General features: G+C 66.1%; 20 protein-coding genes. 6 read left to right on the top strand and 14 right to left on the bottom strand.

The window, feature by feature from the left end; genetic code table 11:
- Positions 1 to 49 precede the first annotated feature (49 nt).
- Complete coding sequence (locus AAFP30_RS15285; protein ID WP_419230808.1) at positions 50 to 1,195, bottom strand: CaiB/BaiF CoA transferase family protein; 1,146 nt, start codon at positions 1,193 to 1,195, stop codon at positions 50 to 52.
- A complete protein-coding gene (locus AAFP30_RS15280) occupies positions 1,192 to 2,379 on the bottom strand; it encodes an acyl-CoA dehydrogenase family protein (protein ID WP_419230807.1) in 1,188 nt (395 codons plus the stop codon). Before AAFP30_RS15280 ends, AAFP30_RS15285 begins: the two co-directional genes overlap by 4 nt.
- A 107-nt stretch (positions 2,380 to 2,486) precedes the next feature.
- Between AAFP30_RS15280 and AAFP30_RS15275 the strand changes: the two genes are divergently transcribed.
- The gene (locus AAFP30_RS15275; protein WP_419230806.1) at positions 2,487 to 3,497 is read left to right on the top strand and encodes a LacI family DNA-binding transcriptional regulator; all 1,011 of its coding nucleotides are present in this window, start codon (positions 2,487 to 2,489) and stop codon (positions 3,495 to 3,497) included.
- Positions 3,498 to 3,510: 13 nt separating this feature from the next.
- On the opposite strand, the gene AAFP30_RS15270 is transcribed toward AAFP30_RS15275, so the two are convergent.
- A complete protein-coding gene (locus AAFP30_RS15270) occupies positions 3,511 to 4,278 on the bottom strand; it encodes a hypothetical protein (RefSeq protein WP_419230805.1) in 768 nt (255 codons plus the stop codon).
- Between the two features lie 136 nt (positions 4,279 to 4,414).
- Positions 4,415 to 5,074 (bottom strand): carbonic anhydrase, encoded by a 660-nt coding sequence (locus AAFP30_RS15265; protein ID WP_419230804.1) that lies wholly within the window; start codon positions 5,072 to 5,074, stop codon positions 4,415 to 4,417.
- Between AAFP30_RS15265 and AAFP30_RS15260 the strand changes: the two genes are divergently transcribed.
- Both AAFP30_RS15260 and AAFP30_RS15255 read left to right on the top strand, forming a co-directional pair.
- The gene (locus AAFP30_RS15260; protein WP_419230803.1) at positions 5,073 to 5,969 is read left to right on the top strand and encodes an A/G-specific adenine glycosylase; all 897 of its coding nucleotides are present in this window, start codon (positions 5,073 to 5,075) and stop codon (positions 5,967 to 5,969) included. The genes AAFP30_RS15265 and AAFP30_RS15260 overlap by 2 nt on opposite strands.
- A 65-nt stretch (positions 5,970 to 6,034) precedes the next feature.
- Entirely contained in the window at positions 6,035 to 7,093 is a 1,059-nt protein-coding gene (locus AAFP30_RS15255) for a hypothetical protein (RefSeq protein ID WP_419230802.1), read from the top strand.
- A gap of 7 nt (positions 7,094 to 7,100) precedes the next feature.
- Here AAFP30_RS15255 and AAFP30_RS15250 read toward each other — a convergent pair whose 3' ends face one another.
- Together AAFP30_RS15250 and AAFP30_RS15245 are read right to left on the bottom strand one after the other, a co-directional pair.
- Positions 7,101 to 7,910 (bottom strand): alpha/beta fold hydrolase, encoded by an 810-nt coding sequence (locus AAFP30_RS15250; protein ID WP_419230801.1) that lies wholly within the window; start codon positions 7,908 to 7,910, stop codon positions 7,101 to 7,103.
- Between the two features lie 29 nt (positions 7,911 to 7,939).
- A complete protein-coding gene (locus tag AAFP30_RS15245) occupies positions 7,940 to 8,308 on the bottom strand; it encodes a DUF427 domain-containing protein (RefSeq protein ID WP_419230800.1) in 369 nt (122 codons plus the stop codon).
- Positions 8,309 to 8,386: 78 nt separating this feature from the next.
- Here AAFP30_RS15245 and AAFP30_RS15240 point away from each other — a divergent pair, with 78 nt between their 5' ends.
- The 3 genes from AAFP30_RS15240 to AAFP30_RS15230 all read left to right on the top strand — a co-directional run bounded on the left by AAFP30_RS15240 (position 8,387) and on the right by AAFP30_RS15230 (position 10,975).
- Positions 8,387 to 8,695 (top strand): antibiotic biosynthesis monooxygenase family protein, encoded by a 309-nt coding sequence (locus AAFP30_RS15240; RefSeq protein WP_419230799.1) that lies wholly within the window; start codon positions 8,387 to 8,389, stop codon positions 8,693 to 8,695.
- A gap of 8 nt (positions 8,696 to 8,703) precedes the next feature.
- The gene (locus AAFP30_RS15235) at positions 8,704 to 9,333 is read left to right on the top strand and encodes an LON peptidase substrate-binding domain-containing protein (protein ID WP_419230798.1); all 630 of its coding nucleotides are present in this window, start codon (positions 8,704 to 8,706) and stop codon (positions 9,331 to 9,333) included.
- Between the two features lie 136 nt (positions 9,334 to 9,469).
- Positions 9,470 to 10,975: an aldehyde dehydrogenase gene (locus AAFP30_RS15230; protein ID WP_419230797.1), complete on the top strand. Its 1,506-nt coding sequence runs from the start codon at positions 9,470 to 9,472 to the stop codon at positions 10,973 to 10,975.
- Positions 10,976 to 11,210: 235 nt separating this feature from the next.
- Here the strand turns inward: AAFP30_RS15230 and AAFP30_RS15225 are convergent, their stop codons facing one another.
- From AAFP30_RS15225 to AAFP30_RS15190, 8 genes are read right to left on the bottom strand one after another with little or no spacing between them, the layout of a single operon-like run.
- Positions 11,211 to 11,849 carry a hypothetical protein gene (locus tag AAFP30_RS15225; RefSeq protein ID WP_419230796.1) on the bottom strand — a complete coding sequence of 213 codons (639 nt, stop codon included), beginning with the start codon at positions 11,847 to 11,849 and terminating at the stop codon, positions 11,211 to 11,213.
- On the bottom strand, positions 11,849 to 12,745 hold the full coding sequence (locus AAFP30_RS15220; RefSeq protein WP_419230795.1) for a hypothetical protein: 897 nt from the start codon (positions 12,743 to 12,745) through the stop codon (positions 11,849 to 11,851). Before AAFP30_RS15220 ends, AAFP30_RS15225 begins: the two co-directional genes overlap by 1 nt.
- Positions 12,709 to 14,133: an MCE family protein gene (locus AAFP30_RS15215; RefSeq protein WP_419230794.1), complete on the bottom strand. Its 1,425-nt coding sequence runs from the start codon at positions 14,131 to 14,133 to the stop codon at positions 12,709 to 12,711. The genes AAFP30_RS15220 and AAFP30_RS15215 overlap by 37 nt, the downstream gene beginning before the upstream one ends.
- Positions 14,133 to 15,392, bottom strand: coding sequence for an MlaD family protein (locus AAFP30_RS15210; protein ID WP_419230793.1), 1,260 nt, complete (start codon positions 15,390 to 15,392; stop codon positions 14,133 to 14,135). Before AAFP30_RS15210 ends, AAFP30_RS15215 begins: the two co-directional genes overlap by 1 nt.
- Entirely contained in the window at positions 15,392 to 16,651 is a 1,260-nt protein-coding gene (locus AAFP30_RS15205; RefSeq protein WP_419230792.1) for an MCE family protein, read from the bottom strand. The genes AAFP30_RS15210 and AAFP30_RS15205 overlap by 1 nt, the downstream gene beginning before the upstream one ends.
- A gap of 1 nt (position 16,652) precedes the next feature.
- The gene (locus AAFP30_RS15200; RefSeq protein WP_419230791.1) at positions 16,653 to 17,915 is read right to left on the bottom strand and encodes an MCE family protein; all 1,263 of its coding nucleotides are present in this window, start codon (positions 17,913 to 17,915) and stop codon (positions 16,653 to 16,655) included.
- Positions 17,912 to 18,970: an MCE family protein gene (locus AAFP30_RS15195; RefSeq protein WP_419230790.1), complete on the bottom strand. Its 1,059-nt coding sequence runs from the start codon at positions 18,968 to 18,970 to the stop codon at positions 17,912 to 17,914. The genes AAFP30_RS15200 and AAFP30_RS15195 overlap by 4 nt, the downstream gene beginning before the upstream one ends.
- Positions 18,963 to 20,138: an MCE family protein gene (locus AAFP30_RS15190; RefSeq protein ID WP_419230789.1), complete on the bottom strand. Its 1,176-nt coding sequence runs from the start codon at positions 20,136 to 20,138 to the stop codon at positions 18,963 to 18,965. Before AAFP30_RS15190 ends, AAFP30_RS15195 begins: the two co-directional genes overlap by 8 nt.

Raw genomic sequence — 20,138 nt, 5'->3', positions numbered from 1 at the left:
TGAGCAGCCCGGCGACGGAGGAGCCGTGCGTGTCGAAGGGCCGCCTCGACTACGCCTGCTGCGACACCGTGCGATGCTCGTCGAGCCGCGGCGGCGCCGACCGATACGTCGGCGGGGTCGCCGACAGCCGAATCGGGTTGGCCACCTGGCGGATCGGTGCGTCGCGACGCTCGTCGTCGATGGTGATGACCGGGTCGAGGCCGAGTCGTTCGGCCAGCGCGATGGCGTCGGCGATGTCGTTGAGCGGACCGCACGGCACCCGCCGCTCGGTGAGCGCGGAGAACCAGGCGTCCGCGGTGTCGTTCGCCAACGCCGCGTTGATGATCGCGCCGAGCTCGTCGCGGTGCGCCACCCGCGCCTTGTTCGTCGAAAACCGTTCGTCGACAGCCAGTTCCGGTTGTCCCAGGACATCGACGAGGGCGGTGAACTGGCGGTCGTTGCCGACCGCCAGTACCAGCGGACGGTCGCCGGCGGAGAACACCTCGTAGGGCGCGATACTCGGGTGCCGATTGCCCATGGCGTGCGGCACCACGCCTGCGGCGACATAGGCCGACGATTGATTTGCCAACGCGGACAACAACGACGACAGCAGATTGACCTCGATCCGCTGCCCCTCCCCGGTCCGATCGCGATACCGCAGCGCCGCGAGAATGCCGACGGCCGCATGCAATCCGGTGATCACGTCGACCATCGCGACCCCGACCTTGGTGGGGGTGTTCGGGTCCGGTCCGGTGATGCTCATCAGTCCGCCGACGGCCTGGATCAGCAGGTCGTAGCCGGGTAGCTGGTTGTTGCCACCGAATCCGGTGACCGAGCAATAGACGATGTCGGGATTGATCTCCCGTGCCGCGTCGTAGCCGAGACCGAGCCGATCGAGGGTGCCGGGCAGGAAGTTCTCCACCACCACATCGGCCCGCTCGACGAGTTCTCTTGCTGCAGCGAGCCCCTCGTCGTCGGTCAGGTCCAGCGCCATCGACTGTTTGTTGCGGTTGACCGACAAGAAGTACGACGACTCCGCGGCCTCCGGCGGTCCAATCCACGGCGGCCCCCAGGCGCGGGTGTCGTCGCCGGTGCCCGGTCGTTCGACCTTGATGACCTCGGCGCCGAGGTCGGCGAGCAGCATCGTGGCGTACGGCCCGGCCAGCACCCGACCGAAATCGGCGATGACCAAGCCACCCAACGCGGAATCGGTCACCGGAAAGCGCCCTCACCGGTCAGGGCCTGACCGATGGTGAGCTGGTGCACCTCGGAGGTGCCCTCGTAGGTGAGCACCGACTCCAGGTTGTTGGCGTGCCGGATCACCGGGTATTCGAGGGTGATGCCGTTGGCGCCCAGGATGGTTCGGCATTCGCGGGCGATCGCGATGGCCTCGCGGGTGTTGTTGAGCTTGCCGGTGCTGACCTGTGACGGAAGGATCTCGCCGCGGTCCTTGAGTCGGCCGAGGTGGTAGGCCAGCAGGTGCCCCTTGCCGACCTCGAGGGCCATGTCGGCGATCTTGGTCTGGGTGATCTGATAGCCGGCGAGCGGCTTGTCGAAGACCTCGCGGGTCTGCGCGTAGTCGATGGCGGTCTCGACGCAGTCGCGGGCGGCGCCGATGGCTCCGAAGATGATGCCGAAACGCGCCTCGCCCAGCGCGGTCAGCGGTCCGCGCAGACCCTGTGCCTCGGGCAGCATCGCCGACGCCGGCAGCCGCACGTCCTCGAACACGAGTTCAGAGGTGACCGAGGCGCGCAGCGAGATCTTCTTCTTGATCTCCGGGGCGGAGAATCCGGGAGTGTTGGTGGGGACGACGAATCCGCGGATGCCGCGGGGACTGTCGTCGAGGTCGGTCTGTGCCCACACCACGGCGACATCGGCGATCGAACCGTTGGTGATCCACATCTTGGTGCCGTTGAGGACCCAGTCGTCGCCGTCGCGCTTGGCGTTGGTGCGCATGCCGGCCGGGTTGGAGCCGAAGTCGGGTTCGGTCAGACCGAAGCAGCCGATGGCGTCACCGGCCGCCATCCGCGGCAGCCACTCCTGCTTCTGCTCCTCGCTGCCCCAGTGATGGATGGAGAACATCGCGAGCGATCCCTGCACCGACACCAGGCTGCGGATGCCGGAGTCGACGGCCTCGAGTTCCAGGCAGGCCAGGCCGTAGGCGGTGGCGCTGGTGCCCGGGCAGCCGTAACCCTCGAGGTGCATACCGAGTGCGCCGAGCGACCCGAGTTCCTTGGCCAGCTCGCGTGCGGGCAGCTGCGCTTCCTCGAACCAGTCGGCGATGTGAGGCCGCAGGCGCTCGTCACCGAACTTGCGGACGGTGTCGCGGATGGCGATCTCTTCCTCGTCGAGCAGGGAGTCGAGAGCGAAGAGCTGAGTCAGAGTTTGCGGGCGGGCCATCGAATGCCTCCTGGTAAGAACGATTGCACGAACGTTTGCATGGTCTAAGGTAAGGGCATCGAGAGCCGTCGTCAACATCGTGTGACGTGTTCGGGAGGAGGGGTGGCATGGCCGGGGGCAATCGGGCGCCGACGCTCAAGGAGATCGCCGAGCGAGCCGGGGTGCATGTATCGACCGCGTCGCGGGTGCTGCGCCAGCCCGAACCCGCCGACGGCTGGTCGGAGTCGGCGCTGCGGGTGCGGGAGGTCGCCGCCGAGCTCGGCTACCAGCCCAATCTGTGGGCCGCGAGCCTGCGGACCCGCAAGACCACCACGCTCGGAGTGGTGATGCCTCGACTCACCGACGGCGTGGTCGCGACCACGTATCAGGGCATCGAGGAGGCCGCGACCCGCGCCGGCTATTCGGTCCTGCTGTCATCCCCACCCGACGACCTCGATGCCCAGCGCCGGGCCATCGCACTGCTGGTCGGGCGGCAGGTCGATGGCCTCCTGCTGAGCAGCCTGCATACGCCCGGAGGGCCGTTCATCGAATCGCTCGCGGTGGGCAACGTCCCGCTGCTGACGGTCACCCGGCACGCCGATGCGGGCCTGCCATTCGTGGGTGGCGACGACCGACACGGCGGCTACCTCGCCGCGCGGCATCTCCTCGACCGCGGCTACACCGACCTGGCGGTCATCGCCGGCCCGGCCCACGCGACCACCGCGACCGACCGCCTCGACGGCTTCCGATCGGCACTCGACCGGGCCTCGATCGAGTTACCCGCCGCGCGCGTCGTGCCGTCGACGTTCGAGGTCGACGGCGGTATCGAGGCGGGCCGTCGGCTACTCGAATCGTCGTCGGACCGCCCGCGGGCCATCTTCGCCGTCTCCGACACCATCGCCATCGGCGTCATGGGTGTCGCCCGGGACCTGGGCCTGCGCATCCCCGACGACGTTGCACTGTTGGGCTACAACGATATTCCCGTCGCCGCGCAGCTACCCGTCCCGCTGACCACGGTCCGCTCCCCCGCCCGGCAGATCGGCGAGACCGCCGCGCGCCGACTACTCGACCTCGTCGAGGGTCGGGAAGCGGAGACCACGCGACTCCCCGTCGAACTCATCGCGCGGGGAACGACCTGACATCAGACATTTGCTACGGCTGCTGCGCGGGCGCGACGACGTTGAACGTGATCGGCGCCGATTCCTTCTCGCCGATCTTCCCGATGGCTTGGTAACCCCCGACTGCGATGGGCACGCGTGGCTTGTCGCAGCCGGGGTTGCTGGTGGTGCCCGACCAGGTGATGGTGTCGCGGACCTGTTGGGCGGGTTGCAGGGTGACGTTGTTGACGGTCTGCAGCGGCGAGCAGTCGCGCGCGGACCAGAGGGTGCGGGTGCCGTCGAGGGTGCGCACCACGACATCCTGCGCTGCCTTACCGACGTCACGCGTGCATTCGGTGAGCCCGACGTTGGTGGTGACGATGGTGAAGACGGGCTGATCGCCGGTGGTGTAGGTCGGCTTGTCGGTGTAGAGCACGACGCCGATGTTGGAGTCGGGGCACAGTCCTGATGCGGGCACCGGGCCGGGCGCCTGAGCAGCGGCACCACTGGGTACAGCTGCCGAACCGGACACCGGAACACTGCCGTTCGCGGCGCCCCCTGCCGCCGCACCGCCGGCAGCAGCGCCGCCGTAACCGCCGGATGCGGCCTCACTCGACGAGGGCGCACTGGTCTCGCTCGAGTACGCGGTCGTCGACGTCTCCGACGACGACGCGGCAGCGTTACTCGGGGAGTCATCACTTCCGCCGGTCGACCAGACGATCAGACCGATGATCAGCGCAACCACAACGGCGGCACCACCAATGGCGACGACTCGTCGTCGCCAATAAATCTCGGGTGGCAGCGGGCCTTGCGGTTCGATCACGCAGCCCACGCTAACGGCCAGGGAACCGGCCCCGGTCGACCCTGACCGGCGTGTCGCGCAAACAGCCTCTGACCGGCCAAAAGTCTCAAGTTGGGGTTAAGGCCGACATGTGTCGCAGGCCATAGCCGAACCTGGGTCAGGCGGTGGCGGCTGCACTCGGTACGACCGCCGTCGGCAGGTCGCCGACCTCGCCGTACACACCGCGCAGCTGAACGCGACCTTCGCCCAGCTGATAGGTCAGGCCGACGATGGCGAGTTTCCCGGTGGCCACCCGATCGGCGATGATCCGGCTGCGCTGCATGATCAGCCGGCCGGTCTCGACGACGTGGCGCGCCTCGAACTCATCGACGCGGGTCAGTCCCTCGCTGCGGCCGGCGAGGATGCTCGGTGTCACCTTCTCCACGACGTCGCGGATGTACCCGCCGGGGATCTGCAGGTCGTCGAGGGCGTCGAGGGTTGCCTTGACCGCACCGCAGCTGTCGTGGCCGAGGATCGCGATCAGCGGCACCTCGAGCACCTCGGCGGCGTACTCGAGCGAACCGAGCACGGCCGAATCGATGACCTGACCTGCGGTACGAACGACGAACATGTCGCCGAGTCCCTGGTCGAAGATGATCTCGGCGGCCAGGCGCGAGTCGGAGCAGCCGAAGAGCACGACGTGCGGGTGTTGCCCCGAGGCCAGACGCGCACGGTCCTCGCTACCCTGACTGGGATGCTGAGACTCGCCCACGACGAAGCGGTCGTTCCCTTCGCGCAGTACCTGCCAAGCCTTCGACGGAGTCAATCCTGCAGTCATGACGACTAGTGTGCCACCGGCCACCCTCCTCGGCTGGTTCGACGTCCACGAACGGGATCTGCCCTGGCGGGAGCCGGGCTTGTCCGGCTGGCAGATCCTGATCAGCGAGATCATGCTGCAGCAGACGCCGGTCGCTCGGGTGACGGGCCCGTGGCGGGAGTGGGTGACCCGCTGGCCGGTGCCCTCGGCCATGGCCGCCGCTTCGCAGGGTGAGGTGCTGCGAGCGTGGGGCAAGCTGGGCTATCCGCGCCGCGCGCTGCGGCTGCACGAGTGCGCGACGGTCCTCGCCGAACGCTTCGACGACCGCGTGCCCGACGACGTCGCGACCATGCTCACCCTGCCCGGCATCGGCGACTACACCGCCCGCGCGGTCGCCTGTTTCGCCTACGGACAGTCGGTCCCGGTGGTCGACACCAATGTGCGTCGGGTCATCGCCCGCGCCGTGCACGGTCGCGAGCAGCCGGGCAATCCGTCGCGCTTCGACCTCGACGACGCCAATGAACTCCTGCCCAAGGACCGCAAGGGCAGGCTCGCGCCGTCGGCACCCCGGTTCTCCGCCGCGTTGATGGAACTCGGCGCACTGGTATGCACTGCCCGTAACCCCCGATGCGACGACTGCCCACTGTCCGACTGCACGTGGATTCGGTTGGGACGCCCCGCGCACACCGGGCCGCCGCGCAAGGTGCAGAAGTTCGCGGGGACCGACCGACAGGTCCGCGGACTGCTGCTCGACGTCCTACGCGGAACCGAGCATCCGGTCGACCGCTCCCGCCTCGACACGGTATGGACCACCGACATCACCCAACGCAACCGCGCGCTGGACTCGCTGCTCGTCGACGGCCTCGTCGAGCTGACCACCGACGGTCGGTATTGCCTTGCCGGAGAGGGCGATTGATTCGACGCTCGGTGTCGGCTCGCTGACCGACTGTGCGCACCCGCCAATCCTGCTACGTTGGCGCGATGAGCGAACCGCCCAGCGTGCCGCCGACCGGCGGCCCTGAACCGTCCAATCAGTCATATCCGCCGCCGCAGCCGGGATACGGGCCCGGTTACCCGCCGCCACCCCACCCGGGTTATGGCTATCCACCGAGCCAGCCCGCACCCGGCCAATATCCTCCGGGTCAATATCCCACCGGCCAGTACGCGGCCGGCCCGCCGCCCGGCTCCCCCTACCCGCCGAACGACCCCACCAAGCTGGACTTCGGGAAGGCGTTCAGCTGGTCGTGGGATCGGTTCCGCGACAACCTCTGGCCGATGCTGCTGCCCGGCATCCTGATGTTCGTGGCGGTGCTGGTGTTCGGCGGCCTCATGATCCCGGCGGGCATCTGGGCGTTCAGCAACCTGGAGACCACCACCGACGCGTACGGCTATTCGACGACGACCGGCTCGGTCAACGCGGGCGGCCTCCTGCTGATGGTGCTGCTGGGAATCCTGCTGACGATCGCGCTCATCTACCTGTACATGGCGGTCTATGCCGGATCGATCCGTACCGTCAACGGTGAGCCCGTCACCAATCGAACCTTCTTGACCACCATCCGTTTCTGGCCGCTGCTCGGCACGATGATCCTGGTCGGAATCGTGGTGACGATCGGGTTGATCCTGTGCATCATCCCCGGCCTCATCGCAATGGTGCTGCTGCAGTTCGCGCCGTTCTTCGTCGTCGATCGCAAGATGGGCCCGATCGCTGCGATGAGCGCGTCGTCGCAGCTGGTGCGTCAGCGCGTCGGCGATTCGGTGCTGGTGTTCATTGCCATCTACGGCATCAACTATCTCGGGCAGGCGCTGCTCTACATCGGCAGCATCTTCACCATGCCGTTCACCGCGCTCCTGCACGCGTACTCGTATCGCCGGATGAGCGGGGCACCGATTGCCTACGACACGGCCGTACAACCCGGATGGCCGACAACGCCGCCCGGCGCAGCACCGCAATACGGCGCCCAGTATCCGCCGAACCCGCCGTACCCGCCCCAGAACCCACCACAGCAATACGGTCCCGGAAGCTACGGTCCGCCAAGCTGATCCGCGTCTACAGCGCGGAGAGGAAGGCCTCGACGGCGCCCCGATACAAATCGGGCGCGTCGTCGTGGACGAGGTGGCCCGCGCCGAGTGCCGACAGGTATCGGGCGGAGTCGTTGACCGAGGCCATTTTTCGCATCTGGCCGGGCGGCGCGACGGTGTGTTCGGCTTCGATGAGCAACGACGGCACGGCCACCGACTGCCACTGCGACCAGAAGTCGCGGGTACCCCACTCCTCCGCGATCTCGGTCCAGATATCCAGCCGCCCATGCAGTTTGCCGTCGTCGAAGGCTTCGTAGAAGTACCGGCCGGCGACGGCACCGAACATTGCCTGCGCGTCGTCGACGGACTCGAAACGTTGCGGCCAACTGTCGAACCACGGCGTCCAACTGCGGGTGGTGCGGCCCCGGAAGTCCGGTGCCATGTCCTCGATCACCAACGCGGACACCATCTCCGGATAGGTCGCGGCGGTACACCAGGCGTGCAGCGCGCCCATTGAATGGCCGACGAGCACCGCCGGGCCCTGGTCGATCCACACGAGGATCTCCGCCAGATCGGCGACGAACCGTTCGGTACTCAACTCGGTGGGATCGGCGGGCAACTCGACGTCGGCCCCGGTGTGAAACGCCGCGTCGAAGGTGAACACCCGGCCATGCCGACGCAGCCACGGAATCTGCCGCCGCCACGTCCGTCCGCGCCCCATCAGACCGTGCAACAACACGATCGGACCTACTCCGCGCACGGGTAATCCGTCTCGGTCGATGGGTCCACCGTGGTCGAGCAGACCGATGTCGGCGCAGGCCGCGGATGTCGCAGTCACGCCGTCCACCCTATGGCGCCGGCCGGGAATCAGTCCGATGCCACGTCGACGTGGTCGGGATAGAACGCCACGTGCCCGGCGATCTCGTGGACCGCGGGATAGGGCTCTCGGTAGGTCCAGACCGCGTCGGTGATCTCCCGCCCGTCGACGACGAGGTCGTAGTAGGCGCAGTCCCCTTTGAACGGGCAGTACGTCGTCGTGGCACTGTCCCGCAGCAACTCCTTATTCACATCGGACAACGGAACATATTGCATCGGTGGATAATTCGCCTCGGCGAGGGTGAGCGCCGCCGAGGTGTCGGCGATCACCACATCACCGACGCGTACCACGATCCGCGCTCCGGTGGGACTCACCGTGATGGGATGCTCGTCGGATGGTTCGAGCCGTTGTCGGGCCATGTCGATCCTCCTGTTCGTCCTGCATCGATTACACCGCACCCGCGCCGATTCGCCGAGAGTTGCCAGTAGGGTGGATGCATGACTGTTGTGAAGATCAACGCGATCTCGGTGCCCGAGGGCGCCGGTCCGGAACTCGAGAAGCGATTCGCCAATCGTGCGCATTCGGTGGACGGTTCCAAGGGATTCCTCGGGTTCCAGTTGCTGCGCCCGGTCAAGGGCGACGACCGCTACTTCGTCGTCACCCAATGGGAGACCGAGGAGGACTTCCAGGCGTGGGCGTCGGGTCCGGCTCGCGAAGCGCACTCGGGTGAGCGCGCCAAGCCGGTCGCCTCCGGTGCGGACCTGCTGGAGTTCGAGGTCGTCCTCGACGCCAGACCGTCCGCCTGAGCAATTCCGTGACACCGCCGGTCACGCCGATGTTCCCGCTGGGCACGGCGTTGCTTCCGGGTGAGCCGTTGCCACTGCGGATCTTCGAACCGCGTTACCGGCAGATGCTCGCCGACTGCCTCGGCACCTCCAAGGAATCGGGACGGTTCGGGGTGGTGCTGATCGCCCGCGGCAGCGAGGTCGGAGGCGGTGATGTGCGCAACGAGGTCGGGACGTACGCACGGATCGAGAACCTCCTGCGCCAGCAGGACGGCCAGGCGTCCCTGACATGCACCGGCACCGAGCGGTTCCGCGTCCTCGAGTGGTTGCCCGACGACCCTTATCCGCGCGCGATCACCGAGGTGCTGCCGGATCCGGTGATCGGCGACGACGACCGGGCGGCTCTCACCGAGCTGAGTGTCGCGATCCGGTCGTTGGTCGCCGATGTAGCCGCGGCCCGCAACGCGCCCCTCGACAGTCTGCCCACCTTCGACGACGACGATCTCGCCGAGCACGGCGTCTTCGGGTGGGCCGCGCGCCTGCCGATCGGCGCCGCCGACCGCCAGGGCCTGCTCGAGTGCACCACCGTCGCCGAGCAGGTCGCATTGCTGCGCGACGCAGTCGACGGCATCTCCGACATGATCCGCTTCGGTCTCTGAGGTTTCACCGCCGGCTGAGCCGGGCCGGAGCGCCAGCTGAGGCCCGTGTCGCAGCCCCCTGGCCAACGAAGTAGAACGTGTTCTAGTATCGGTCCCGGGAGCAACGCACATCACTCATGCACAGGGGAGCAGCTACATGACCGAGACCGTCGAGTCCCGTCCGAGCGCCGAATTGGTCGGCGCCGGCGATCAGCCGCAGTTGTACCTCGGCGGACAATGGGTCGACCCGCACTCGACCGAGACGTTGGAGGTCTTCTCCCCCGCCACCGGCGAGCGCGTGGGATCGGTTCCGCTGGCCGACGACACCGACGTCAACACCGCCGTCGAGATCGCCCGCACGGTCTTCACCTCGGGCGTCTGGCGCGACCGGACACCCGCCGACCGGGCGGCCGTCCTCAACCGTGCCGCCGATCTGATCAATGAGCGCATGGGCGATATCTCCGCACTGGTGTCGGCGGAGATGGGTGCCACGCCGACCGACGTCGCCACCTTGCAGGGACTGCCGGCCACCGGCGTGCTGCAGGGCTATGCCGCGGCCGCCACCGATTTCCCGTGGGAAGAACTCCGCACCGGCATGTTCGGCGAGACCCTGGTGACCCGCGAGGCCATCGGTGTGGTCGGCGCGATCATCGCGTGGAACGTCCCACTCTTCCTGCTGGCCAACAAGTTCGGGCCCGCGCTCGCCGCCGGTTGCTCGATCGTCCTCAAGCCCGCACCGGAAACCCCGCTGAATGCCAATCTTCTCGCCCAGATCTTCACCGAGGCCGGCGTCCCCGAGGGCGTCATCTCGGTGGTGCCGGGCGGGGTCACCGCCGGCCAGACCCTCGTCGATCATCCCGACGTCGACAAGATCACCTTCACCGGATCCACCGCCGCCGGACGCGCGATCGCCGCGCGGTGCGGTGATGCGCTCAAGCGTTGTTCGCTGGAACTCGGCGGCAAGTCGGCGGCCATCGTGCTCGACGACGTCGACCTCGAGTCGAACATCTTCATGCTGGTGTTCTCGGCCGGACTGATCAACGCCGGTCAGGCCTGCGTCGCCCAGACCCGCGTACTGGTGCCACGTTCACGGCACGACGAGATCGTCAGTGCCATGGTCGAAACCGCGAAGACGTTCGTTCCCGGCCTACCGACCGCCGAGGGCACCATGCTCGGCCCGCTGATCACCGCCAAGCAGCGCGACAAGGTCGAGGGCTACGTCGCCAAGGGCAAAGAAGAGGGCGCCACTCCCGCGCTCGAAGGCGGCCGTCCGGACGGACTCGAGAGCGGGTTCTACGTGACGCCAACCATCTTCACCGGTGTCACCAACGACATGACCATCGCCCGCGAGGAGATCTTCGGCCCGGTCATCAGCGTCATCGCATACGACACCGTCGACGAGGCCATCGAGATCGCCAACGACTCCGATTACGGTCTGGCCGGCTCGATCTGGACCTCCGACGTCGAACGGGGCGTCGAGATCGCCAAGCAGGTACGCACCGGAACCCTCGGAATCAACTGGTACGCCATCGATCCGGCGTCCCCGTTCGGCGGGTTCAAGAACTCCGGCATCGGTCGGGAGAACGGTCGCGAGGGGCTGGAGTCCTACCTGGAACACAAGTCGATCCTCATGCCGATGGGGTACATGACACCACAAGCCTGAACTCTCACAGGGGAATCGGGGCCGGTCACTGCCGAGTGACCGGCCTCGTTTTTTGTGCGGCACGCTCCGCGTCAAGTAGGAGCCCGCGTCATCCATCCGCTGGCTGAGGAGCGACGAGCGAGCGCAGCGAGCCCGACGCGTCACGAAGCCGGTCGCGAGCCCTTCGTGGCTCGGCTAGCGCCTCGCTCCTCAGGGATCGGGTGGTCGCCACGCCTCACACCTCACACCTCAGGGATTACGGCGTGGGCGCTGCGGTACTCGCCCCGGGCGGGGTCGGCACCGGGACGGCTGCACTCGACGACGGCGGTGCCGACGGATTGAGCGGGACACCGTTGGCCGGGGCCTTGTCGGTGACACCGATCTTGCTGCGGAACGAATCATCGGTGATGACGTCGATGCCGCTGATCTTCCACACGCCGTCCTGCTCGACCATGTCGAACGTGAGGCGGCTCGGGTCGACGCGGACCAGTTCCTTGTCGCCGCGGGTGACCGACTGATTCATGAAGATCAGCACCTGCGAGGTGTTCTTGGTGTTGGTCACCACGCCGGCGTCCTGGATGGTGACCTCGGAGACGACGCCCTGCTTACGCACCTCGGCGGCCAGGTTGTTCTTGCTCACCAGGTCGTCGTAGGTCGGTTTGGCGGCGCCGGTGAGCACGCTCTGCGACTTGGCGATATGGTCGTCGACGTTGTTCGGCTGGTAGCCGAACATTGTTGTGGCGTATCGCTTTGCCGAGTCCAGCGACGAATTGCGGGCGTTCTCCACGCTGCGCAGATCCCAGTAGCGCCAGCCGAGGAAGGCGGTCACCACGATTGCCGCGAGCGCCAGCACCGCGATGGTCACGCCGGCGAGTTTGCCGGTGGTCGTCCGCATTACGTCACCCACTCGAAATTGGTCATCTTCAGGTCACCGTTGATCCGGGTGAGCTGAACCCGCCACCGGAAGGTCTGAACGATGGTGTCCTGCTTGGCATCCGGTGACTTCATCTGCCACCCGGACACCAGGATCACGGTGCCTTCGTCGGGGGTGGCCTTGGTCACCGCGTTGGAGATGATGGTCGATTTGGTGTCGACCTTCTGGTCTTGGACGAGTCCGACGGCTTGCCGCATCGAGTCCTGCATCTGTTGCTGCGCACGACCACTCGTCTTGGTCTCCATGGTCTTCATCGCCTGGTCCACGTTGCCCGGATTGAGGGTGGTCAGGTTGACGATCATCTGACTCGCGAAGGCCGAGTACTCGGCACGTAGGTCATTCAGGCGCTCCTGCCGCGAGATACCGACCGCGAACGCGACCGATGCGGCGACACACGCGATGATGAGCACGATGCCAACCACTCCGGCGATCAGCCACTTCGCCGACGCTCCCCGACGACCGGCGTACCGCACCTCGGAGGCTTGAGCCACAGCGCTTTCCGGCGCCGCTGCCCGCGCACGCCGGCGGTCCCGATAGGTGAGGGTCTTCTCGACGTCGCTGGGGTCGCGTGCGTCCGCACCGGCGGCTTCCGTCGAATCGACCTCGGTAGGAACATCTTCGGTGGGAACGTCGTCGGTTCGAACGTCGACGGTCGGATCTTCTTCGGCCGCGGTGGTCACGGCGTCCGGCGACGTCGGCTTGGACCGTCGCCCACGCCCGAGCGGCGCCGAGCGCACCGGGGTGCGCGCGGTCTCCACCGGTTGCCGGTCCCGCACCTCGGTCGTGTCGGTTGCCCCGGTGTCGGTTGTCCCGGTGTCGGTCACTTCTGCACGGTCGTCGTGATCAAGCTCTGCCATGTGCTGCTTTGTCCTTGCGATTTCTGTCCGAGTCCGGCGTTGTAGGTCTTGCCGTCCGGACCGATGAAGTCTCCCGAGTCCGGATCGTAGCCGGTGGCGTAGACGGCCGGATCGGCACCGTGCTCGGTCGGTGTCCCCTGGGTGACATGCCCGGCTGGTTTGCTCCACGGGCTGGGGAACGGAAGCCCTTGCGGGAACGGTGAATTGTTGTCGCTGACCGGCTTGTACCCGGTGCGACATTCTTCCGGCGTCGGTGCCCGTCGACCCGGGAACTCGACACACGGGAAGTTACGGGCGCCGCGCACCGCGAGATTCGAGTCCTGCGGCACCCGGCACAGCATGCCGGGCGGTACGTCGCGGGCGGTTTGCGCGTTGCCGAACCGCCAGTCGGTGTACGGCAGGAAGCCGACGGTGCACGTGCCCGGGTCCTGGAAGCCCAGCGAGAAGTTGACGTTCGCGCCGTAGCGCGGGCTGCCGGTGTTCATCGCCGTGTACAGCTCGGCCAGCACCCGCGGATACAGCACGATGATCTGCTGCAGGTTCGGTAGGTACACCGCCATGGTCTTCGCTGCGACGTTGAGGTTGGCGATGGTCATCGGCAACGTCTGGTTCATCGAGGCGAAGAGTTCCTGGCTCTGCTTGGCCGCTCCGGGCCCCTTGTCCAGGATGCTGACCAACTCGGGCCGGTTGGCCCGCAACTGATCGGTGAACTTGGTGACCTCCGACGTCCAGGTGCGGATGCTGTCAGCGGTCTGCGACTGCGTTGCCAGCAGCGGCCCCGCCTGCTGCACCAGCTTGATGGTGACGTCGGTGTTCTTCGTCGCGTCCCCGACGAGCAGCGTCATCGAATCCAGGAGTCGTTGCAGCGCTTCGCCGGTGCCGTTGAATGCCAGGAACGCCTCGTCCATCGCCGACCGCAGCGCGGTGTCGTCGATGTCCTTCAGCAGGGCGTCGGCCTGGTTGAGCATCGTGGAGATCTCGACCGGCACATCGTCGCTGCTCACCACCGATCCGTCGTAGAGGTTGCCCGACTGCCCGTCGGGTTGCGGCATGAACTCGACGTATTGCTCGCCGATCGCCGACACGCTGCGCACCGACGCCGTCGACGACGCCGGGATCTTGGCGTCGCTGTCGATGCTCAACGTGGCCTCGACGCCGGTCGGACTGAGCCGCACCGATTCCACCTTGCCGACGTTGACGCCGCGGAAGCTGACGTTCGCATTCTGGTACAGCCCACCGGAACTCGGCAGGTTCAGCTGCACCTTGTACTGCCCGACGCCGAACATGCCGGGCACGCGGACGTAGTAGATGGCCATCGCGACCATCGCGATGACGGTGACGATCGCGAAGATGAGCAGCTGGATGCGGACGAATCTGGTGATCTTCATCAGTTGCCACCTCCTTGCGGTGCCGCGGTTTTCGGCGCCGGTTTCGGAACCGATTTGGCTGCGGGTGCTTTGGCGCGCGGTTGCCCGCCACCCGGAACGAGCGGGGATGTGAACGGATTGAGGCCGCGCTTGGCGGCACCGGCCGGTGCTCCGACGACGCCTTCGGGCCCCACGAGTCCGATGGAACTGAACATGCCCTTCTTCAACCGGTCGAACGTGAGGTCGAGCACCAGGTCACCGTTGACGTAATCGCCACGCACGATTCCCGGGATCTTGTCCTCGACGAACGGGAAGGTGAAGAGCAGACCGAGCGACTCGGTCAATGCCGGACCTGTCGACTGCAGCTGGTCGAGCAGCGGCGACAGGTTCTTGACGATGTTTCGGATGTCCGCGGAGTTGGCGTCGAGGATGTCGTTGGTGGTGTGCGACAGGCGGTCCAGGGCAGCGAGGGTATCGGTGAGGTGCGGTCGTTGATCGACCAGCAGCTGCAAGATCTGCGGTCCGTCGGCGAGCGCCTTCTCCACCGTCGGGGTCTGGGAGTTGATCGACGCGGACAACCGGTCCAGCCCCTCCATCGCCTTGATGATGTTCGCCTTCTGCGCGTCGAGGTCGGACACGAGTGTGTTCAACCGCGGCAACAGCTTTGCGATCACGTCCTGGCGTCCGGTGAACACCGAGTCGAGTTCGTGCACGACGTCGCCGAGTTGGGTGAGTCCGCCGCCGTTGAGGACCACCGACAAGGAGCTCAACACTTGCTCGGTGGTCGGATATGTACACGCCGCGACCTGCTGCGCCGAATTGATGTCAGGGATCGGCTCGGTGTCGGTCGGCGTGGTGATGTTCTCCTGCTCAGGGCATTTGGTGAGCGGGATCTCGTCGCCCGGCGCGAGCATGCCGCCCTCGGGATGTTCGGGTTGCACGATCTCCAGGTGCATCGACCCGAGCACACTGGTCATGCCGATCATGACATGCGAACCCTGAGGGATCTGGGTGCCCTTGTTCAGCCGCAGGGTGACCTGCGCTTTCCAGTCCTTGATCCTGATCTGCCCGACACTGCCGACGGTGGCGTCGTCGATCATCACCGGAGCGTTGGTGGTCAGTCCGGCCGCGGTCGGGATCATCGCGGTGATCTCGTAGGAACCCCGGTCGGTGCCCTCGCCACCGGGGATGGGCATGCTGGACAGCCCCTGAAATCCGCAGCCGGACAACAGGAGCAGCACTGCGGAGACGATCAGCGGAATGACGAGTCGTGTTCGCATCAGCCCTCGGCTCCCCACGGCACCAGCAGGTCGCCGAGCGAACCGCCGCCGTTGTGTTGGCGGGTGATGGCATCTTGCTGCCGGATCGCTTCCTGGGCACGGGCTTTCACGTCGGCATTCTGGTACTGGATCTGATCCGGCCGGGCCATGATGCCGTTGACCGGGTTGGTCAGGAACGGCGGATAGTTCACCGAGATCGTCGCGAGGACCGGTTCGAGGACGTCGACGCACTTCTCGACCTCACCGGGGTCTAGTTCCGGTCGGTCGTTGGCGGCCATGGTGCCGCACAACAGGGTGATCAGGTTGGCGCCCATGCCCAGACCGAAGATGCCGACCAGCGATCCGGTCAACGGGTTATAGATGTTGAGGAAGTTCGCCAGCTGGGTTGGCGAGGAGTGCAACAGGCCGCGGAACTGTTCGTCCTTGTCGGCGAGGATCTTCGTCGACTTGGCGAGCTGATTCATCGACGCCGACAACGTCTTACCGTTCTGGTCGATGAAGGTCTGCACGTCGGTCAGCGCGGAGTTCAGGTTGTGCATGGCACCGTTGAGGGCGGTGGTATTTTCGCCGAGTACCGAACTGACCGAGGCGATCCGACCATTGAACTGCACCATCTGCTCGTGACTGTCGGCGAGCGCATCGGTGAGCTTCTGCAGGCTGCGGATGGTGGCAAACAGATCGCCGCGACCCGCCGACAACGTGCCCATCACGTCGGAGAGTTCCCTGATCGAGTCGTTGATCGCCTGCCCATTGCCGGAGAGGTTCTTGTCGAACGTGTCGATGGTCTTGGCCGCGGTGCCCTTGTCCGCACCCTCGGGCCCGATCGCCGTGGTGAGCCGCGTGAGCTGCTTCTTGACGTCGTCCCATTCCATGGGCACGGCAGTGCGTTTCATCGGAATAGTTGCGTTGGCAACCATCTTCGGTCCCGATTGATAGACCGGCGTCAGCTGGATGAACCGGCCCGACACCAGGCTCTGGGCGACCACGACGGCCTGTGCATCCGCGGGGATCGCGGTGTTCTTCTCGACGTCCATGACGACCTTGACGTCGCCGTCCCGCGGTTCGATGGAGGCCACATGGCCGATCGTCACACCGAGCACTCGCACCGAATCACCCTCGTACAGACCGGTGACCGACGGAAAGTACGCGGTGACGGTGTTGAAGCGGGCCTTGTTGACGACGAAGTAGCCGGCGACCACCACGACGATGACCAGCACCACACCGGCGATGACCTGCCACACCCGTTTGCCGAGTCCCATGTCAGCGTCCTCCCGTCGGCGGGACCGGCGGCGCGGTCGGCGAAGTGGTCGGGTTCGGTGGATAGGTCGGCGGCGGCGTCGGATACTCCGGCTTCGGCGACTTGGGCTGCGGTGGGTCCTGGGCGCCGGGCGTCATGCTCCACGATCGCGGGTCGGCGGGAGAACCGGTGCGGCCCAACGCGGTGTAGAGCTGCGGGTACTTCTGCTGCAAGACCTTCATGAACAGGCCGGTATAGTCACCGAAGGTCGGCACACCGACCAGCGACGAGAAGTACGGCCCGGAGGCAACCGCCTCGCCGAGCAGGTTGGCGTACGGTCCGAGTCCGTCGATCGCCTTGCGCAGCGATGCATCGTTGTCGCTCAGGATCTTCAGGACGCCGTTGAGTTTGGTGAGCACGGGCGTCAGCTGTGCGTTGTTGTCGGCGATGAATCCGCTGATCTGATTGCTGACGTCACGGGTTCCGGTGATCAGCGCGGCGATTGCCGAGCGCCGCATCTGGAGTTCACCGAGCAACGAGTTGGCGTCGAGGAGCAGCCGGTTGATCTGCGTGCTGCGGTCGCCGACGATCTTGGTGACCTCGTTGGCGCGGCCGAGGAGTTCGCGGAGTTCGTTGTCGCGATCGGCGACTGCCTTGGACAGGCGCGCAACACCGTTCACCGCACCCTTGACCTGGTCGGGTGTCTCGGCGAACGCCTCGTCCATGGTGGTCAACGCGACGTTGAGCTGTTCGGTGTCGGTCTGGGAGAGGGTGTTGGTGGCGCCTTCGAGTGCGTCGGTCAGCGAGTAGGGCGAGATGGTGTTCTCGTTCTTGATCTCGCCGCCCGGCTTGATCCGTCCCGGTCCGTGTGGGATGAGGGTCAGATTTCGGCGGCCGAGCACCGTCTCGGTCTTGATCGCCGCCTGGCTGTCGATTCCCATCAGGACGTCGTCCTGCATCCGGAAGGTCACTTCGGCCTTGGTGCCGCGGTCGGTGCTCGCCAGCGAAATGGCTTGCACGGTACCGACGTTCACGCCGGACACGGTGACGATGTCACCCGTGACCAGACCACCGGCGTCGTCGAAGTAGGCACGGTAGGTGCTGATCGGCGACAGGTAGGGCAGCTTGTCCATCTGCATGGCGACGATGACGACCATGGCGGTGACCACGACACCGATCACCCCGACCTGCGCCCGGCTGCGACCTCCCCGGCCCTCTTCGCGTTTGACGTCGGCGTCGTCGGATTCGGTTCGGGTGCTGCGGAATAGTCCACGGAATGGGCTCATCGGGGGTAACACCGCCCGCCCGGATTGGTGGACTGCGAGGTCACATCGACCGGAGTGAACCAGATCTGGTTGTTCCCGGGCCCGTTGAACAGCAGTCGAATTCGGCACAGCCACAGCTGCAGCCAAGCACCGTAGCTACCCACGTTGGACAGCATCTTGTAGTCGTTGGGCAGTCGTTGGATCAGTCCGCGCACATACGGTTCTGCCTTGAGCACCTCGGCCGACGTCTTACCGAGGTTGTCCGTGGCCGACTTGATGTCGGGGCGGGTGGTGACGAGCAGATCCGACAGGCTGTTGGTGAGCTTGGAGGTCTGGGTCAACGAGTCGCCGATGACGCCCCGCTGCTCATTGAGTCCGCTCACCAATTGCTGGAGTTTGTCGAGACTCTCGTCGAATCCGGTGCGATCGCCCTCCACGGTGGCCATCGTCGCGTTCAGGTTGTCGATGACCTCGCCGATCAGTTGGTCGCGATCAGCCAGCGTGTTGGTGAAATCTGCTGTGCTGGTTAGCAGTTGGTTCAGCGCCGGACCTTGCCCCTGGAACACCTGGATCAGGGAGGATGACAGGTCGTTGACCTCGTCCGGGTTCAGCGTGCGGAACAGGGGTTTGAATCCGCCGAGCAGTTTGTCGAGGTCGAGGGCGGGTTCGGTTTGGGCCAACGGGATCTCGGATCCCGCGGACAGCGTCTGGCCCGGATTCCCCGTACCCTGCTCGAGTTCCAGGTACCGGTCACCGGTGAGGTTCTCGTAGCGGATCAGCGCGCGCACCGACGACGGTAGCGGGTACTGCCGGTCAACGCTGAAGTCGACCTCGGCCTCATTCTGCCGATTGAGCGAAATAGAGTGCACCGCACCGACTTCGACACCGGCGATCTTCACCTTGCTGCCCGACTTCATCGCCGACGCACTGGTGAAGATTGCGGTGTAGTCGTCGGACTTGCCCGAACGATACCGGCTGAACACGACGACGAGGGCGACGAACACCAGCACCATCACGATCGCGAAGGCACCGAGCTTGATCAGGGTCGCGCGGAACGCGCGGGCTCTGTTATCCACGGGGCGGGGCTCCGAACAGCAGTTGGAACAGCTTGGTCCGATCGGCCTTGGGCTTGGTTCGCGGCGCGTAGGGCTGTTCCGCGTTGTCGCCGACGTAGAAGTCGACGTGCTCGGCCGAATCGGGATCGCCGAGGCCGCCCTCACACGTGGGCGGGCCGTCGACGTTGTTGCGCGGCAAGTTCTCCGGGTACCGGTAGGGCTCCGAGCCCGGCAGCAATCCGGCGAACAGGGTCAGGCCGTATTCGCCACCGAAGATCGGGGCTGCCTTCTTGGTACCGATGGCTGATGCGGTGATGAAGCAGGCGAGTCCGGGTGCCTGATAGCCGAGCATGCTCGCGACCGGACTGAAGTTGGACAGTGTCGCCATCAGCCGGGCCTTCGACGGCGAGATGACGCCGTCGATGGTGTTGGCCATGCCGGTGGCGTTGATCAGCAGGGCGTCGAGGTTGGCGCTGTTGTCGACGAGGGTGTTGCCGATGACAGTGAAGTTGTCGATGTCGCGCATCAGGCTCGGCATCGCGTCGGCGTAGACGTTGGTCGCCGTCGCCGTCTCGGCCAGCAGTCGATTCAGTTCCGGCAGGTGCGGATTGGTCTTGCCCAGCAGATCGGAGAGCTGCTCAAGCGCGACACCGGTCTGCTCGCCACGCCCGGACAACGCGGTGTCGATCGCGCCGAGGGTGGCGTTGAGCTTGTCGGGCTGCATCTGGGCCAGCACGCTGACCAGCTGCTGATAGACGGTATTGAGCTCGACGACGACCTGGTCACCGCTGATGGTCTGTCCCGACTGCAGGGTGCCCGAGGCCCCCGAGGCCGGCACGACCAGATCGACGGCCTTGGCGCCGAATACGGTGTTCGACTTGATGTCGGCACCGACGTTGCCGGGGATCTGCGACATCTGGTCGGCGTTGATGTTGAGCTTGAGGACGGCCTTGGAGTCGGTCTCGGTGATCGACTCGACCCGGCCCACCTCGACGCCGCGCAACTTCACCTTGGCGTCGGGGTTCATCACCAGTCCGGCGCGCGGGGCCTCGAGGGTGACCGGTTCGGTGTCGGCGAACCACCCGAGGAACTGGCCTGCGGCGGCGGCGATGATCACGACCAGGCTGCCGACCATGACCACGGCCGCGGTCCGGCGGACCGCCCTGCTGCGCTCCTGCTTTCTCGACAT

The sequence above is a fragment of the Gordonia sp. CPCC 205515 genome (assembly GCF_048537925.1).
Lineage (GTDB): Bacteria > Actinomycetota > Actinomycetes > Mycobacteriales > Mycobacteriaceae > Gordonia.
Note: the sequence above shows the minus strand (reverse complement) of the source record. Positions and strands in the feature narration are given on the sequence as shown.